A 15438-nucleotide genomic window follows, 5' to 3' on the forward strand; every position below is an offset into this window, starting at 1 on the left:
GCCGCGGCTAGAGGGGGCACCGCGGCCGTCGTGTCAGCCAACGTGTAACGAACGCGAGGGCTGAGGGAGGGTTTCCAATTGTTTTCATGCTCTACTTGAGCTAATGTAACCTCGCTAGTGATTATGCCCTTATTCGTGGCTGCCCTTATTCGTGGCTGCCGTTATTCGTGAGCCAACATTCGTGAGCCAATTACTCAGGCTTGTCCATCTGTTGTTGCATCGCTTCGAGACGCTTTTCGAGCTCTCGCATGCGATCCAAAATATGTTTCTCGCGTGCATCACGCTCCGGATTGGCGTCTTGCATTCTTTGGCGGGGTCGTCGCTCCGGGAGTAGGTTTCTTAGCTCTTCCTCAATATCGAAACCGCCACCGAAGAGGTCTCGTTCACCGGGCAATCGGTCACCAAAGACTCCACCACCGCCAAATCCGCCATTGAATTGAGCTAGGTTATTTCCTTGGAGCAGCTTGCTGACCGTATCGCGCAAATCTTCGGGCAGCTTTTCCAACGCCTTGGCATCATCGCCAACGATCTCCCAGGTTTCGTCTCCTCGTTTCACGGTAATCTTCGGAAGCTCTCCGTTCTGGCGTTGCATCTGAATCGAGACGCCACCTGGAATCGCGGCTTGCCAGTTGCCATCATCTTGAAATATTCGAGCCTGCGGGAGCCCCCGTCCTTGCAGCATTTTCTGCATCAGACGGGCAGCATCTGGGTTTCCCCCGAAGATACCTTGGCGATTCGGAATAGCGTTGTTGACTGACAGATCTGCGGGTCGCTCAGCAGGCTTAACCGTGACCGTCTTCTCTTTGGCTAGCCTCAGAATCTTCAACTCGATCGGCTTTCCTTCGTCAGCTAAGACGAGTTTCTGGAGTGCTCGCATATCTTGCAACGGTTCGCCTGCAGCCGCGATGATGACATCATGCTGGCGAAGTCCCGCCTTGTCGGCAGGACTCTCAGGGACGACCTGCTCGATCACAACACCGAGGTCGTCGGCGAGCTGTAAATGTGTGCGAAGCACCGGGCTCTGCACTGTCCGACCTTGAATGCCAATCCAAAATGCCTTGGCTGGAACTACTCTGTTCTCAAGCTTAGGGACTTCGCGAGTGCTATCGTCAACAGGGTTAATGGGGACAATCGGCCCGTCCAGCTCGGTTGCCGTCTCCTTCGAACCCCCTTCTTCCTGTGAAACTTCGTCGCTTACTTCGACCTGGTCTTGATCAACTTGCTGTCCACTCACCGAAGGCAAAGCCACCAGTAACGTGGCAAGACCAAAGAAGGCGACGGTGACGGCACCGCTGCGAAATGCCAATGACTTGAAAGCGTTTGATCTCATCTCGCTAAACTCCTATCCCTTTCATCGATAGATTCTGCCGTAGTGTAGCAATAGCACCAAGCCCAATGTCGACTCGTCGCTCTCGATCGAGGAGCAGTACAACCCGTATCTTTTTCTTCAAGAGTCGTTGATTGAGCTAAAAACGTCTAGATATGGAGTTATTTACGCATTTCCGACGACTTGGTTCGAGCCCAGCAACGAGATTTTCTGGGCTCCTCCTCTTAGGGTAAATACCCACAGGAGGGTAGCCCCGAGCAGAATAATCACGCTGAGATTCTGGGAAATGCTCAACCCCGTGCCAAACACCGGAGACTCATCCACGCGGATGACCTCGAGCAGAAAACGGGCCACGGGGTAGACCGTTAGCATCAGTGCCACCACCTGTCCGTCACTCTTCCGCCACGGATAGAAACTCCACAGCAGCCAGCAAAGCAGAGCGGCATTCACGGCACTATAGATCTGCGTTGGTTGGACCGGCAGACTCCGCGGTGGCACCTCTGGCCTTATTCGATAGCGTGCCCCACTCTCATCGACGATTTCAAGTGACTTCCCTTCGATGAAGGACAGTGCGGTCAGCCGCTCGGCATCGGCGACCGTCTGCACCTCGTAGCCGTTGATCGCCTGGATACGTTGCTCGGCAGTTAGTCTCTGTTTCGCCGCCGGTGAATCCGGTTCGACACTGGCGATCTGCAAGCCATATGATTCCGGATTTAGTGAATAGCGTAGTCCATGAAAACGGCCCTGCCCTAGTTGCTCCGCGTAGGGTCCGCTCAGTTTCCCGGGCGAACTCTCTTGCGGGAAAGTAATCCCGCAAGCTGAATCAGTCACGCCGCCATAGCAGCATCCATTTAGCAAACACCCGACACGGCCAAACGCCAGGCCGATCAACAAACTTGGCGCGATCAGGTCGGCGAGTGCGAGTGACGGGAGTTTGTGTTTGCGTGTGAAATACAAGAACGCTGCCGTTGCGCCAATCAGCGAACCATAAACGACTAATCCCCCTTCAGTAAAACTGAATGCCGCCTTGATCGTCTCGCCGAGCGTCGCCTGTTTGATTCGCGAGTCCCAGTACTCAATCACATAGAAAAGTCGCGCACCGACGATGCCTGCAACAAACATATGCATCGCGAGCCCGAAGATGGTCTCTGCGCTAACCCCAGCGCGTCCTCCACGCACCACGGCAAGCCACAAACCTGACAGACAGCCGAGGAGCATCATGAGGCCGTAACTGCGAATCGGCAGTCCGCCGGGAAATAGTTTCGGCAAGACGAGAATCGCCACCACGCCAAGGGCAAGTGTCATCCACGCATCACCCGCACCGCCACTTTTATAGACCGAGTAGCCGCCGACACCCAGCCAAAGGGCCAGGAGCAAGCCAAATCCAAAGATAGGCACGCCACCGACTTCGATCGGAATGCGGAGAAGTTCTGAGTACATGTCATCAAGCTGTCAGCTATTGGCTGTCAGCTATCGGCTTGGTTGGAATGTGCTTGATTCGTACTGAAACTCGACGCCGTCTGCAAGCTGAGCTTCTCAAGCTGGCCCATTCGACCTGGCAGCCAACAGCCGATTGTCAATTAACCTCGTCTGACCGACACGCGCTGCTACCAATGCCCGCGTCGGGCCGCTGATTGTCTTCACCGGGTCGACCGTTCCTTCGGAAACAAGCGTAGCGTACTCGGTTTTCACCCCTGCGTCGTCGAGAATCTGCTCGATCTTTCTGCTAATCACTTCAACATCTCGTTCCCCTTGATCGTAGGCAACAACGGCTGCTTCCAGCGACTTCGAAAGGGCAAGTGCTTGCTCTCGCTCCGGGGGACTCAAGTAGAAATTGCGGGAACTCATCGCCAGGCCATCGGGCTCACGAATAATCGGGCAAACTCGCAGCTTGAGATCCAGATTCAAATCGCGCACCAATTGTCTGATGACCAGCGATTGCTGGTAATCTTTCTCGCCGAAGTAAACCGACTGTGCGGGGACGATATTCATGAGCTTGAGGACCACGGTTGCGACGCCGTCGAAGTGTCCAGGACGGGCGGCCCCTTCGAACGGTTGGGCAACACCAGCGACAGAGAGTGTCGTCGCGAAACCGTCGGGGTAAATCTCTTCCGATGAGGGCGTGAAGACCCAATCGCAGCCGCGATCTTCAAGCAACTGGATGTCGGCATCGAGCGGACGGGGGTACTTGCGAAGATCTTCCTTGGGGCCGAACTGGGTCGGATTGACGAAGATACTCACCGCAACTTGGTCGCATTCGGCCAAGGCCGCATCAACGAGGCTGAGGTGTCCCTCGTGCAGTGCGCCCATCGTGGGAACAAGACCAACTCGCCGACCAGAGATCTTGGCCGCGCTGACGACCTGGCGGATAGCATTGGCATGATGCAGAATTTCCATCCTCACCACCGTACCGCCCCGAATCACTCATCGACAAGGGCCAGAAACTAGGTCGCTCGCTCCGCGAGAGCGCTACTTAGTTGCCTCAATCGCGGCGATCGCCTCGTGGAGTACCGCCTCTTGCTCCTCGCGGTCTGTCGGCGTTGGCAGGACAGCCGTCGGACCGGCCAAGACCTCTTTAGGAGGATTCTCGCCAATCCAAATCACCAGCTTCGCCCGTGGCTGCTCCGGATCGTAGGCAAACTTCAGATGAGGGAAGCGATCCTTCAAAGCCTTGTAAATCGGCGTGACTTGAGCACTGTTCTCGCCTCCTACGGCAATCACATTCTCGGCTGTGTCCAAGTGCCGGAGCAGAGCCTCCAAAGTCCAGCCGCTCGTTGTGTGCAAGAACGACGGGGCAATCTCCACTGCAGGTTGAAGCACAAATCGACGAAACGACATCCGAGGATGCGGCACCACGAGATCATTCGCAGCGAACTCCTCTTGGTCGTAGAGCAAGAGGTCGAGATCAAGCGTTCTTGCCTGCCAACGCACAACACGTACGCGGTTTGCACCAGCTTCAATCGCGTGCAGTTCCTCCAACAGTGCTTCCGCGCTTAGTTCGGTGCGAAGCAGAGCGGCTGCATTCAGAAAATCACCTTGTCCCGGGGGACCTCCAATAGGAGTTGTCACAACCAGCTGGCTGCGCCGGATGAGGCTGGTACTACTAATTCGTGAAAGGGCAACAAAAGCAGCCGCAAGCGTTTTTCGGTTTTCGCCGAGGTTCCCACCTAGAGCAATAAGAGCATTTGCCATAGGTTCGCTGGTGAGTCAAACGTTCTAGAATCCTGCGACTTCAAGTTCGCGAAAAAAATAGAGGGGTCTCGGACTTCATGTCCTTGACCCCTCCAAGCGAATCCATTCACAAACGATTTCCGAAGATGCTAGTGGACTTCTCCGGGAAATCAAAAAGCCGGGGGACCGCCATGCCGCGAATGTCGCTCTTGCGAGGGAAACATTGCCGAACGTCGGAGTCCAATCAGTCGTCGCCCCTTGGATACTAATGTAGGAAAATCGAATCACTATTCGACAGTCTCATCACGGGAGCAACATTGCCTGCGAGGTACTCGCCAGAGAATCATTGCTGCCCATAGATGACTGTCGCTGAATGGCCTGCGCTCTTGAGAAACAGAAGATGACGTGGCACTTTCAAGTTGCTCTGTGAGAAACCGATGCGATGGTGGGGTAATTCCCAAACTGCGCACCAGAACTCACGAAAACTTCTCGATGGCACACGCCGCTATTCCCTTAGCGTGCTACTTCACAAATGGCTGCTGCCGAAAACCACCTGACAAACAGGAATCAGCTTCCGAGCAGCTACGATTCTCCTGGACAACCTGAAGAGCCCACCGTTGGGCCCGAAAAGACCACATCAGCGCATTGTCCAAAAAAATCGTAACTCACCGCCTGTGAAGTTAGAATTTCGACTGTTGCAGCTCGCGAATAGGAGTGACCTAAACTGCGAACAGTTCGAATCTCTGCAACTCAACTGTTCGCCATTCTTATGATCTACGCGGTTCTGTCAAGCATACTAGAGAGCTAGTTGCAACAAAAAAATCGAAATGGTTTTTCTTACTTTTTCAAGAAAACTATTTTGAGAGTGCTTGTCAAAGAGTTGATGAAACTTTAGCCCCAATTCGTTGCGACTGCCTTGCTGCGAGTCTCGTTTCTCAATTCGAATGGTCCCCTAATTCTTTGACCCTACTTGAGTCGCTTCCCTTCGCTACCAACGACAGCTAGCATGAAACAAGCCAAACACAGCAACGCCTTTTGCCATGATCTTCTGTGGCAAACGACCAGTCCTCTTTGACACCGACCATGTCGAATCCCACGTTTCAACATCGCACGATCGCCGCTTTCGAGAGTCGCCGAGCTGAAGACACACTGCGCATGATCGAGCGCCTCGAAGGACGAGCTTTTGTCAGTCCTTCGATGCGTGAAACTCCTGTTGAAGAAAATGAGCCGTTGGTCGATTTCGCCCATCGGCTAATCACCGGCCAAGTCGACGTGATGATTTTGCTTACCGGTGTCGGGACTCGGCAGTTTATCGAGCGTGTCGAGAAGCGTGTTGATCGCGAGCGACTCATCAACGCTTTAGAAGATATCCAAACCGTCGTCCGCGGCCCAAAACCGCTTGCAGCGTTGCGCGAGCTTGGCATCTCGCCATCCATCGTCGTCCCCGAACCAAACACCTGGCGAGAGATTCTGGAGACACTCGACCAAGTCCTCCCAGTCACGAACTTGCGGGTCGCGGTACAAGAGTATGGTGTGCCCAACATCAGTCTCACGGCAGGGCTGGAAGCGCGAGGAGCTACCGTCGAAGCGGTGAAGATCTACAACTGGGAGTTACCCGAAGACCTCGGTCCTCTTAAACAGAACGTGCAGCGTTTGGCGCAAGGCGACGTCGACCTGGCGATGTTTACTTCCGGTCAACAAGTTGTTCATCTCTTGAAAGTGGCTCAGCAGTTGGACTTGGAAACCGACGTCCGTCACGCTTTTCAGAAAACGGTGGTCGCTTCCATTGGACCAACGACCAGTGAAGTCCTCCGAGACCACCAGTTACCTGTGGACTTCGAGCCTTCGCATCCCAAGCTCGGGCATTTGATCTCCGAAAGCGCCCAGGAGTCGGCGACGCTGATCGGCAAGAAAAATCGCTCTGCTCACTTAGCAGCTAAGCCGCAAGCGGAGGACGTTCCCGCTTGGTATGACAGCCCCTTCATGAAAGCGTGCCGTCGCGAGCCCGTGCCGTACACGCCAGTCTGGCTCATGCGTCAAGCGGGCCGCTACATGGCGGAGTATCGTGAAGTCCGCGCTCAGACAACATTTCTGGAACTCTGCAAGAACCCCAAACTCTGTAGCGAGGTGATGTGCACGGCGGTCGAGAAACTCGGCGTCGACGCGGCCATTATCTTCAGCGATCTGCTGCCGATCCTCGAGCCAATGGGCTTCGACCTAGAGTTCACCCCTGGCGACGGTCCGCAGATCCATAACCCGGTGCGCATGGCGGGCGATCTCGATCGCGTCAAAGAACTCGAAAACCTCGATTCGCTTGACTTCGTGTTCGATACCGTTTCGCAAACCAGGGCCGACTTGCCCGAGGATCTACCGCTGATCGGTTTCTCTGGCTTGCCCTTCACGCTCGCCAGTTACGCCATCGAAGGAGGCTCCAGCCGTTCGTTTCTACACACCAAGAAACTGATGTACACGGACCAAACCGCTTGGGATGAGTTATTGGCTCGGCTATCACGTTCGATCACTCGCTACCTGAACGCTCAAATCGAAGCCGGTGCCCAAGCCGTGCAACTCTTTGATAGCTGGGTCGGCTGCCTCGGCCCGGACGACTACCGTCAGTATGTCTTACCCCACGTGAAATCGATTATTGAAGGGATCACCCTCGGCACCCCAATCATCCATTTCGGCACCGGCAACCCCGCACTGCTACCCTTACAAGCCGAAGCAGGGGGTGACGTGATCGGCATCGACTGGCGCATCGACCTTGCTGATGCTTGGAAACTCGTCGGCCACGACCGTGCCGTGCAAGGCAACCTCGACCCACTAACCCTGCTCGGCGACGAAGAAACAACCCGCCAGCGCGTGCAAGCAATCCTAGCCGCCGCAGAGAATCGCCCCGGCCACATCTTCAATCTCGGACACGGCGTGCTCAAAGAAACGTCGGTGGAGAACGCACAGCGGTTGGTGAAGATGGTGCAGGAATTGAGTGCGAGATAAAGAAAAACCCACGGCTCGCACCGTGGGCTCGTTATGTTGCTAAAACCGCGACTTGTCGCTTAGCCGTCTGGCTATGCTAATAATAGTTACGCAGACGGCCGGCTGTAAAACTGATAAGCCAACAGCACTTCGTAGAGGTCGGCGGAAATCGTGACGTCGTCGTCTTCGAAGTCCTCAAGCCAAGTTCGCTTGCTGTTGAAAGCATCGGCTAACATCGGTAGCAACTTGGCCATCGAAGCGGTCACCTGGGCCTGGCCCTCGGTGTTCTTCGTGAGCCTCGGAGCGGCCGACTCTTCAGGGCCGCGGAAGATTTTTAGGTGGGGTGCCGACATGTTAGTTGGGTTCCTTCCCAGTTTCACGCCCGGAGCGCTTCCTGCACCGCGAACGTTAGCGTTGTGAATCGAAAGTGGCCCTCGCAGAAATCCTTCCTGCCAATGGGTCACGACACAGCGCCTCCCTACCCAAGGAATCGGCAGGGTGGTTGGCGAAGCTTTGGTTCTTCTGGATAAAAAATAAGGAATAACCCAGTCGCAACTGCTAGCATGCTAACGCCCATGCTAGCGAAGGGAGCGGTTGCCGAATTGTGAAGGCTTCGCATAGGATGTTTGTGAAGACGCTTGGTTGCCAAGGCATGAGAAAACTACCCAGGTTCAACCAGTGATAGCAATGCTTGCACGATGTTCCTTCATGAATATGCCGGCCAATCCCCAACTGTGAAGCCTCGTTAACTTTCCGCCCTCCACCTTCCGCCTTCCCACTTCACACAATGGACTTCAAACAACGGCTACAGAAGGCTGCTGAGCGTGGTGAGCAAGCACGCGAGGCACGCCAGCAAGAGGCTGCCGCCAAAGCTCTCAGCGAGGCGGAATGTCAGCGTCTTCACTCAAGCTACCGGCTGGAGTTGAATGACCACATCGAAAGCTGCATGAAGCAGCTAGCAGAGAACTTTCCAGGGTTTACCTTCGAGACCGTCGTCAGTGACAAAGGCTGGGGAGCAGCGATTCACCGGGACGATCTTTCGTTGAACCGTGGCAAGCGAGAGAATCTCTTCAGCCGACTCGAACTGACGATCAGCCCCTTCAACAAGTACCACGTCATCGACTTGGTAGCCAAAGGAGCGATCCGCAACAAGGAAAACTTCACGCGAAACCATTTCCAAAAGCTCGCCGAAGCGGATCTGGATACGTTTCGCGAGCTGGTGGAACTGTGGACACTTGACTATGCGGAAGAGTTTGCCGCGAGCTGAGGTAAAGCCACGAAAAGGCAAGGCAGCCGCGAGCTAACAGCTCGCCGGAGAGTCTTCTCAGCACTAACCACACTTAGAAATTCCCGGCAGCCTGTTATTCTGCGGCTGCCTTCGATTGCTACGGACTATCAGTCCAAAGGCGCTTCGGCCAGTTGCTTTAGCGCGTCGAGGCACTCCACAATCGCTTCGCAACTGATTTCGCTGAAATTGCTGCGGCGTTGGCTGATGATTGCCAGCTTGAACTGCTCAAACGCTTCCGCCATGTCGTCAGGAAGCTCGTCGACTTCCACAGGCAAGCGCTCACGCTTGGTCTTGCTGACACTGGGCGCTTCCTCCAAGGAATCGGTTTCTTCAAGGTCGGAAGGCTCTTCGATTGCATCGTGCCCGGCTTCTCCTGGCCGTTCCGCTTCAGCGGACCGGTTTGAAGCGGTGTCAGGAGCTTGCACTTCGGTCGACTCTGGCGCGATTGCTGCCTGCTCCTCACGTAATCCTCGCCCATCCTCCAGCGATCCTTCCAATTCGGCCGCAGGCTCTTCAGGCAACGCTTCGCCCGGCTTGCCAACGGTTTCCCAACGCTTGCCTCGCATTTGGGAAATCGACCAGTCATTCTGGATCGCCCCTTCAAGCCACATCTCCGCATCGTCCCAATCAAGGGCAGCTTGAAAGTGGCTCCAGTAAAGCCCAGGGTATTGATCGGCGGTCTCGCCAAACTGCTGATAAACACGTCGCAGCCTGCCAACATGCTGGCTCGTCACCCCACCGACGAGCTGCGCCCAGGCCTCGTCAGAATACTCACTCGCAGCGGCTCCTGCAGCAACGAGAGCGTCGCGCCACTCGCTGATAATCTGTCCCTTCTCCCAGTTGGTGGTACTGACCAACTCATTCCACTTGCCAATGAAGGGCTGGCTCGATTCGGTTGATTCAGGAGAAATAATCTCAGAAGTGGTAATTCGGTTTGTCGTATCCGTCTGAGCCATCGTGCGTTTCGTGCTCCTTGCGAAGAGAGTCGTCCGTCAACCGCACGGAAGAAGTCACATGCGGGCCGCGGATTCTATCATGCTAGCACTCCCCAGGAACACCTACTGACAACAGCATCTATTGAGAAACTGTGAAACGAAACAAGGCACGCGCGGCAAAACCGCTACGTGCCTTAGTTTCCGAAGTTTCTGTCGGTCGTTTCCCTGATTAGGCAGAAGTTGCCAACCGGGGAAAACCTGTCGATACGTTTCGCTGTGGGGAACGCCACAGAGGGCGTTCCCTACAGTTGTCGATCAACGGGCAGGCTGGTCGGCCTCAAACCCACACGTTTTGTGCGAGCCATCACAGAACGGCAAGTTCTGAGAGGCGCCGCAACGGCAAAGCGCATAGGCGGGCTTGCTTTCGTCCAACGTGAACTCTTTCCCTTGAGAATCAAGCAGAGTAAAAGGCCCCTCAACGAGGAGAGGGCCATTGGGGCGGGTGGTAATCTTTACGTCGGCCATGCGTCGGAACTCCTTGGTGGCGTTTGGAAACGAACTTCTCAGTGTAGCGCGACGAATGACAGCCGCCAAGGTCCCGTTTTACTTCCCTTGCGCAGGGCGGAAGTAAAAGAGCACGCGAATCCGCTCGTTTTCGTTTCGGTCTCGCTTCGCATCCTCGCCTTTCTCAGTGCCCTCCACTTTCTCTGCTTTTTCAGACTCCGCAGCAGGAACTCGAGAGCGAGCCTGTCCGCCCTCATTACGGGCAGGACTTGATTTCACAGCGATTCGCATCGCCCAAGAAGTTTGCTCTTGGTCAGCGGCGGAGCCAGCCGGGGTGCTTTTCTCGTTACGATCGATTCTCTTTTCCGAAGACCGCTCTTTCTGTTTGGCTGGAGCCGCATAGAGCGAATCATCAGCGTCACGACCGCCGTATCCTCCGCCCCCGCCTCCGAACTCGCCGCCGGCTTGATCGCCATAGTCTTGAGCTCCGTATGAGCGGCTGCGAGAGAACTTCTGCTTAAGGCGCAAATCGCTGACCTTCTGCCAAGCCGATAACACACGGTCGACTTGCTCAGGGGTTGCTTCTACCAGCATAGCATCGCCGTCTGTGAGTTTGCTCTCATCAGCCACCAGAGCCTCACCCGAATCACCTTGCTCGACGTCGGACAATTCCGAAAGCGATTCTTCGGCAGGCTCGTTTTGGGCGGCTCCAGTCGTTTTGCTCAATCGGGGCGACTTCAGTTCACGCCTACTTTGAGAGTCGTTCCAGGAGTCAAGCTCAACCTGGCGACCGCTCTCATTCGCAAAAAACTCCACCTCCGACCTGTGGCTTCTGTCTGAGGAAGCCTGACGCAAAACGACACCCTGCTGACCAAGCAACTGCTCGAAACGCACGAGGGCATCCTCAGGGTTTCCTTCATAGAGAATCTCGTAAGATTGGGAACTCTCAACGGCGGGATTGCCACCTCGGTCTTTCTTTCCACTTGTGTAGGCATCGACTGTTGGTGGTTGCGAAGTAGAAGCCGCCGCTGCCACCTGCGCACGTTGGTCCGAGGATCGATCAAATTCCTTCTCTTCTAGGTAGTGATCTCGTCCGACTTCTTCGTCACTCGGGACTTCTGCCAAACTCTCTGCAGGCATTGCACGTGATCGTGCGACACTGCCGATTCCGTCGGTGACTTCTCCAACTCGTAAGCCTGCAGGTTCAGCGGGCGCCTCAACGAGTCCGAACTCTTCGCTTCCCTCGCTTGCTGCAAGAGACTCTGACGATTCCGATTCGATTCCTGAAAAGCTCGGCGCAGCTTGGCCATCTGCTTCAGCGACGTTCTCAGTATTTTTTTCCGAATTCGCCTTTTCGTCAGCTGCGGCGATTGGATCGCGGCCGTCACGGTCGGGATTGGCGAGGAACATCAGCATCAGCGCGGCAGCGATTGCTAAGCCCGCCCAAATCAAACCGCGGCGTTGGGCAGCCGTAGTTTCTGGAAGTGTTTCTGGGTGGGCATCATGCTCAGTCAAGATCGCTGAGGGTTGCTTCTGGATCTGCTCAAGAACCTGTTGCTTTAAGTCTTTGCCAAGTGACTCCTTAGGCAAAGCTTTGACTTTCGCTGAAACACCGCCCAATTCTTGCAGTATTTTCTTTGCAGCCGGATCGTTCTCTAGGCGTTGCTCGACGAAAGCGCGCTCCTCCTCAGCCAGCTCGCCATCAAGATAGGCGCTGAGAAGTTCATCGTCGGGCGTAGAGTTATCAGTGTTCAGTTTTCAATATTCGTTATGAGGAAATTTGATGCAAAAAACCTACCTTAGCTCGCGAGCTACGCCTCGCACGGCGCCTCAGAGTTCTTCACCAACGCGCCGTGCGAGGCGTAGCTCGCGGGCTAGATGATTTACGATACTTTCTAATTACTTGGAACCGTCTCTCCCATCAGGCTACTCAGCTTCTCCTTCAATTGTAGCCGCGCCCGAAACAAGCGGCTCCGCACGGTTCCGATCGGCATGGAAAGAATCTCGGCAATTTGTTCGTAGCTGCAGGCTTCCAGCTCTCGTAGTACCAGAATCTGCCGATGCTCGTCCCCTAGCTCACCAATCGCGGCGTGAACTTGCTCGGTCTGCTCGGCAGAGAGAACTTCCTCTTGCACGCTGCGATGATTGTCTACGGGCTCTTCCCCGACGGCTTCACGTGTCTGCTCAACGCTCAGCATGGGCCCTCCACGATTCTTCTCTTTCCGGCGGTGCGAGAGCGCTAAGTTCATCGCCACACGGTACAACCAAGTGTAGAACTGCGAGTCACCTCGAAAGGCGTCGAGCTTCACAAAAGCCTGCACGAAGGCGTCCTGGACCAAGTCGGCCGCGTCTTCTCGCGAACCGGCGATTCGCAATAACGTATTGAACAGCCGATCCTGGTACTTTTTGACCAATTCGCCGTAGGCCTGGGTATCCCCAGCCCTTACCGCGGCAACAATCGTCGAGTCGTCGGTAGGCGGCTTGTGGGTCACACGCTTCTCAGGCTAAGAGGTAGACGCGACGAAGAAAAGAAAAGTTCCGCTGTAAGTGGTACGCACAGAAAACATTCTTGTGCGACTAGACAAAAGCGTCAAATCGCTCGTTACAAGGGCGTGACAAAGAGTAGCCCTACCGCTCCGCGGTGGGATAAGCAGTTCCCGAAAAAGTGTGACGCGATTCCTATCACGGAGTGATAGGGTTACAAAAAATGCCCGCAAGCCAAGAGACTTGCGGACATTCGTTTGATCGCGTGCTGCCGATCAGCAAACTAGCTCATCAGCAAACTCAGCCGATGAATAAACTCAGCCGGCTGGGGCAACCGAAACGGCACAGGGGCCTTTCTTGCCTTGACCGATTTCGTAAGTCACGGTTTGACCTTCTGCGAGATCTTCGATTGTGGTGCCTTGAACTTCCGAGTGATGGAAGAACAGATCGTCACGATCGCCCTCGATGAAACCAAAACCCTTGTCTGTGATCAGCTTCTTAATTCTACCTTCTGGCATTTCTGCACTCCGCATGCGTGTAACCGGACACGTGGCCGGGGTGAAACGTCTCCGCGTAGGAGAATCAATCCACCCAACAAAAATAAGGAGCAGTGGGCAGCATCTGGCGGCCTGTTGTCACTTCCAGCGGAAAATACCTTTGGCGGCATTACTCCCAACGGAAAAGACCACGGCAACGCAGAATGCGGCGTGACGGAAAGAACATCCAAGAAGGTGGTAGCCTAACTCTCAACTCTCTCACTCACTCGTACTCGCTGCTCGCCGCAACACATTCGCGGCTGGCAGTAGTCTACGGGACCCCGCGTCCAAAAGCAACTAAAACCTGCGAAAAGAGTGCTAGCAGGACAAATTCACTAGGAAACAAGGCGATTTAACAAAGAAGTTTTCTTAACAAAGCTCACGAGAACCCCAAGAGCCGAGTTGCGTTAGCTCTCGGGTGATACTCTCTTCAAACAACAACCCAAGAGCCGGCGCTCCTCGGCCCTAAAATACTTCTTTAGTTCTCAAGTTCCACCAACTCGATATCCCCCAAGTGCCCCTCTGCAGAGGCTCCCGCGACGACCAGCAGGCTTTGCTTAGTTTCTGGGAGTTGGGGCCCCGGTAGAATGCGATGGAAGGAGCGTGGCGTGTCGAGTTCTGCCACTTTCTCCCAACCGCTTGCGGCTAAACCATGAATGGTCCCCCCGAAACTACTCGCGTAAACCTTTCCGTCACAGTTCCAAGCGGAAATCCCAAAACCGTCCATGCTGTCTTCCTCGCCGGGAAATTCTGGGAGCTTGCTCCACTCGCCGGTAGCTGGATCGAAAACATCCACTGCGCAAGTGATCTCGCGATCTTCGGTCATTCCGCCAAGGACGACCAGCTTTCCACCCAAGTGTGCGGCTGCCAACGCACGACGGCGAAACGGGGTCTTTGTGACCACCTCCCAAGTACTGCCTGGGCGGGTCAGATCAAAAGCCAACACCTCGTCTTGCCAAGTGCCATCGCTATCGCCCTCAAGTTGCCAGCCGCCCACGACATAAATCTTGTCGCCAATCACCACGGCATCGTGCGAAGAGCGTGGCACTGGCAGTGGTGCTAACTCGCTCCACGCCTTCGCTGCCGGATCGTAACATGCGAACGTCGCGACGGAGTGCAGATCTTCATCCTCTCCTGCCGCGTTCTTAGCATTCAAGCCGCCAACGCGGTACAGCTTGCCGCCATGCGCTACCAAGGGAAAACCTTGCAGCGGTTGCCCAGCGGGGAGCGACTCCCACTCGGCATTCTCTGCGAGCCGAATCCGTTGGAAGTTGGGCGAGAGATTATCCTTGGAATGATCGTGCGCTTTGCCCGTGTGTCCGCTATCCACATAAAGATAGTCACCGGCGACCGCTCCTCCAAAGCTCGCCACGGGCGTGCTTAATGGTGGGAGGAAGGAAGAAGTTTTCTCGTCTTCTTCGGCGGAGGATTCTTTGTTGGCCACTTCGGATTTACCTTTTCCTAAGACGGTAAAAGTGACTGTCGCGTAGTGCGACTCGTTCTTGTAGGGCTTGCCATCAACCTCTCCATCCTTTTCAACGGTGTGGCCCACAATCGCTGCGAGCTTCGTAGGTGAAGAGGGATCCGACAACAACGGTGGAAACCACGCTTCGCCATCGCGATCGCTTTTTGCTTTCCGCGGATCGGCTTCTCCGAGCATAAGCGTCGCTTCAAAGCCCTCGACCGGCTTTCCTTGGTAGTGAATCGTCAGGCAAAGGCCACGCTCGCTAGCACTGGGAATCACGACCAACCCCTTAGCACGTTGCTTGGCGGCACCGTCTTTCACCTTGGCCTTTGGGGGTTCACTCGGCGTCACGCCATAGTAGTAACAGTAGTACTTCAGCAGAGTGCCGTGATAGTTGCCATAGGTCAGGCTCGTGGTCAGCGTGCTCTGGGCCTTCACCGGCTTCTCAGAACGCCGTCCAATAAAGCCTTCCTCCTCCACAGCCGGCATCGCGACCGCCACGGGTTTCTCAGCCCCAATCGAGACAACCTCCGCCTTGCGTACCGCGTCGGGCAGTTTGTAGTCTCGCTCGGTGGGGTTCTCGCCAAAGAACAGCAACGCCTTGCCCTGCCTATCGACATCGAGCCAGGGGAAGTGCGCTGAGGCAAACGGAACATTGCTCGTCAATAAAAATAGACACGCAACTATCGCAAAAACTTTGTACTTCATCAACTTAACTCTCGGTTCGAAAGGGGAATGAATTCATAACGCAGATC

At 55.1% G+C, this 15438-nt stretch carries 13 protein-coding genes and 1 pseudogene; 2 read left to right on the forward strand and 12 right to left on the reverse strand.

The genetic code is table 11. The features are described from left to right. Window positions 1–190: 190 nt before the first annotated feature. The 4 genes from RIB44_15820 to folK all read right to left on the reverse strand — a co-directional run bounded on the left by RIB44_15820 (window position 191) and on the right by folK (window position 4519). The gene (locus tag RIB44_15820) at window positions 191–1330 is read right to left on the reverse strand and encodes a PDZ domain-containing protein (GenBank protein ID MEQ8618043.1); all 1140 of its coding nucleotides are present in this window, start codon (window positions 1328–1330) and stop codon (window positions 191–193) included. Between the two features lie 162 nt (window positions 1331–1492). Next, a complete protein-coding gene (locus RIB44_15825) occupies window positions 1493–2767 on the reverse strand; it encodes a prolipoprotein diacylglyceryl transferase (protein ID MEQ8618044.1) in 1275 nt (424 codons plus the stop codon). A 96-nt stretch (window positions 2768–2863) separates the two neighbouring features. After that, window positions 2864–3724 (reverse strand): pantoate--beta-alanine ligase, encoded by an 861-nt coding sequence (gene panC, locus RIB44_15830; GenBank protein ID MEQ8618045.1) that lies wholly within the window; start codon window positions 3722–3724, stop codon window positions 2864–2866. A 72-nt stretch (window positions 3725–3796) separates the two neighbouring features. Further along, a complete protein-coding gene (gene folK, locus RIB44_15835; GenBank protein MEQ8618046.1) occupies window positions 3797–4519 on the reverse strand; it encodes a 2-amino-4-hydroxy-6-hydroxymethyldihydropteridine diphosphokinase in 723 nt (240 codons plus the stop codon). Window positions 4520–5581: 1062 nt separating this feature from the next. Between folK and hemE the strand changes: the two genes are divergently transcribed. Beyond that, window positions 5582–7492: a uroporphyrinogen decarboxylase gene (gene hemE / locus RIB44_15840; GenBank protein ID MEQ8618047.1), complete on the forward strand. Its 1911-nt coding sequence runs from the start codon at window positions 5582–5584 to the stop codon at window positions 7490–7492. Between the two features lie 86 nt (window positions 7493–7578). On the opposite strand, the gene RIB44_15845 is transcribed toward hemE, so the two are convergent. Beyond that, complete coding sequence (locus RIB44_15845; GenBank protein ID MEQ8618048.1) at window positions 7579–7824, reverse strand: hypothetical protein; 246 nt, start codon at window positions 7822–7824, stop codon at window positions 7579–7581. A 434-nt stretch (window positions 7825–8258) separates the two neighbouring features. On the opposite strand from RIB44_15845, the gene RIB44_15850 reads away from it, so the two are divergent. Then, window positions 8259–8738, forward strand: a complete 480-nt coding sequence (locus RIB44_15850; GenBank protein ID MEQ8618049.1) for a hypothetical protein — start codon at window positions 8259–8261, stop codon at window positions 8736–8738. Window positions 8739–8866: 128 nt separating this feature from the next. On the opposite strand, the gene RIB44_15855 is transcribed toward RIB44_15850, so the two are convergent. The 7 genes and pseudogenes from RIB44_15855 to RIB44_15885 form a co-directional block, all read right to left on the reverse strand. Next, entirely contained in the window at window positions 8867–9715 is an 849-nt protein-coding gene (locus RIB44_15855; GenBank protein MEQ8618050.1) for a hypothetical protein, read from the reverse strand. A 294-nt stretch (window positions 9716–10009) separates the two neighbouring features. Then, complete coding sequence (locus RIB44_15860) at window positions 10010–10219, reverse strand: CDGSH iron-sulfur domain-containing protein (protein MEQ8618051.1); 210 nt, start codon at window positions 10217–10219, stop codon at window positions 10010–10012. A 78-nt stretch (window positions 10220–10297) separates the two neighbouring features. After that, window positions 10298–11788 (reverse strand): hypothetical protein, encoded by a 1491-nt coding sequence (locus tag RIB44_15865; GenBank protein ID MEQ8618052.1) that lies wholly within the window; start codon window positions 11786–11788, stop codon window positions 10298–10300. 78 nt (window positions 11789–11866) lie between these two features. Beyond that, window positions 11867–11953, reverse strand: a pseudogene (locus RIB44_15870) (zf-HC2 domain-containing protein). Between the two features lie 140 nt (window positions 11954–12093). Continuing rightward, window positions 12094–12690 (reverse strand): sigma-70 family RNA polymerase sigma factor, encoded by a 597-nt coding sequence (locus tag RIB44_15875; protein MEQ8618053.1) that lies wholly within the window; start codon window positions 12688–12690, stop codon window positions 12094–12096. Between the two features lie 309 nt (window positions 12691–12999). After that, window positions 13000–13200, reverse strand: coding sequence for a cold shock domain-containing protein (locus tag RIB44_15880; GenBank protein ID MEQ8618054.1), 201 nt, complete (start codon window positions 13198–13200; stop codon window positions 13000–13002). A 496-nt stretch (window positions 13201–13696) separates the two neighbouring features. Continuing rightward, complete coding sequence (locus RIB44_15885) at window positions 13697–15391, reverse strand: hypothetical protein (protein MEQ8618055.1); 1695 nt, start codon at window positions 15389–15391, stop codon at window positions 13697–13699. Window positions 15392–15438 lie beyond the last annotated feature (47 nt).

Source organism: Lacipirellulaceae bacterium (assembly GCA_040218535.1).
Taxonomy (GTDB): domain Bacteria; phylum Planctomycetota; class Planctomycetia; order Pirellulales; family Lacipirellulaceae; genus Adhaeretor.

Coding starts and splice junctions, on each gene's coding strand:
- RIB44_15820 (MEQ8618043.1), bottom strand. CDS start 1,330: ATGAGATCAAACGCTTTCAAGTCATTGGCATTTCGCAGCGGTGCCGTC.
- RIB44_15825 (MEQ8618044.1), bottom strand. CDS start 2,767: ATGTACTCAGAACTTCTCCGCATTCCGATCGAAGTCGGTGGCGTGCCT.
- panC (MEQ8618045.1), bottom strand. CDS start 3,724: ATGGAAATTCTGCATCATGCCAATGCTATCCGCCAGGTCGTCAGCGCG.
- folK (MEQ8618046.1), bottom strand. CDS start 4,519: ATGGCAAATGCTCTTATTGCTCTAGGTGGGAACCTCGGCGAAAACCGA.
- hemE (MEQ8618047.1), top strand. CDS start 5,582: ATGTCGAATCCCACGTTTCAACATCGCACGATCGCCGCTTTCGAGAGT.
- RIB44_15845 (MEQ8618048.1), bottom strand. CDS start 7,824: ATGTCGGCACCCCACCTAAAAATCTTCCGCGGCCCTGAAGAGTCGGCC.
- RIB44_15850 (MEQ8618049.1), top strand. CDS start 8,259: ATGGACTTCAAACAACGGCTACAGAAGGCTGCTGAGCGTGGTGAGCAA.
- RIB44_15855 (MEQ8618050.1), bottom strand. CDS start 9,715: ATGGCTCAGACGGATACGACAAACCGAATTACCACTTCTGAGATTATT.
- RIB44_15860 (MEQ8618051.1), bottom strand. CDS start 10,219: ATGGCCGACGTAAAGATTACCACCCGCCCCAATGGCCCTCTCCTCGTT.
- RIB44_15880 (MEQ8618054.1), bottom strand. CDS start 13,200: ATGCCAGAAGGTAGAATTAAGAAGCTGATCACAGACAAGGGTTTTGGT.
- RIB44_15885 (MEQ8618055.1), bottom strand. CDS start 15,391: ATGAAGTACAAAGTTTTTGCGATAGTTGCGTGTCTATTTTTATTGACG.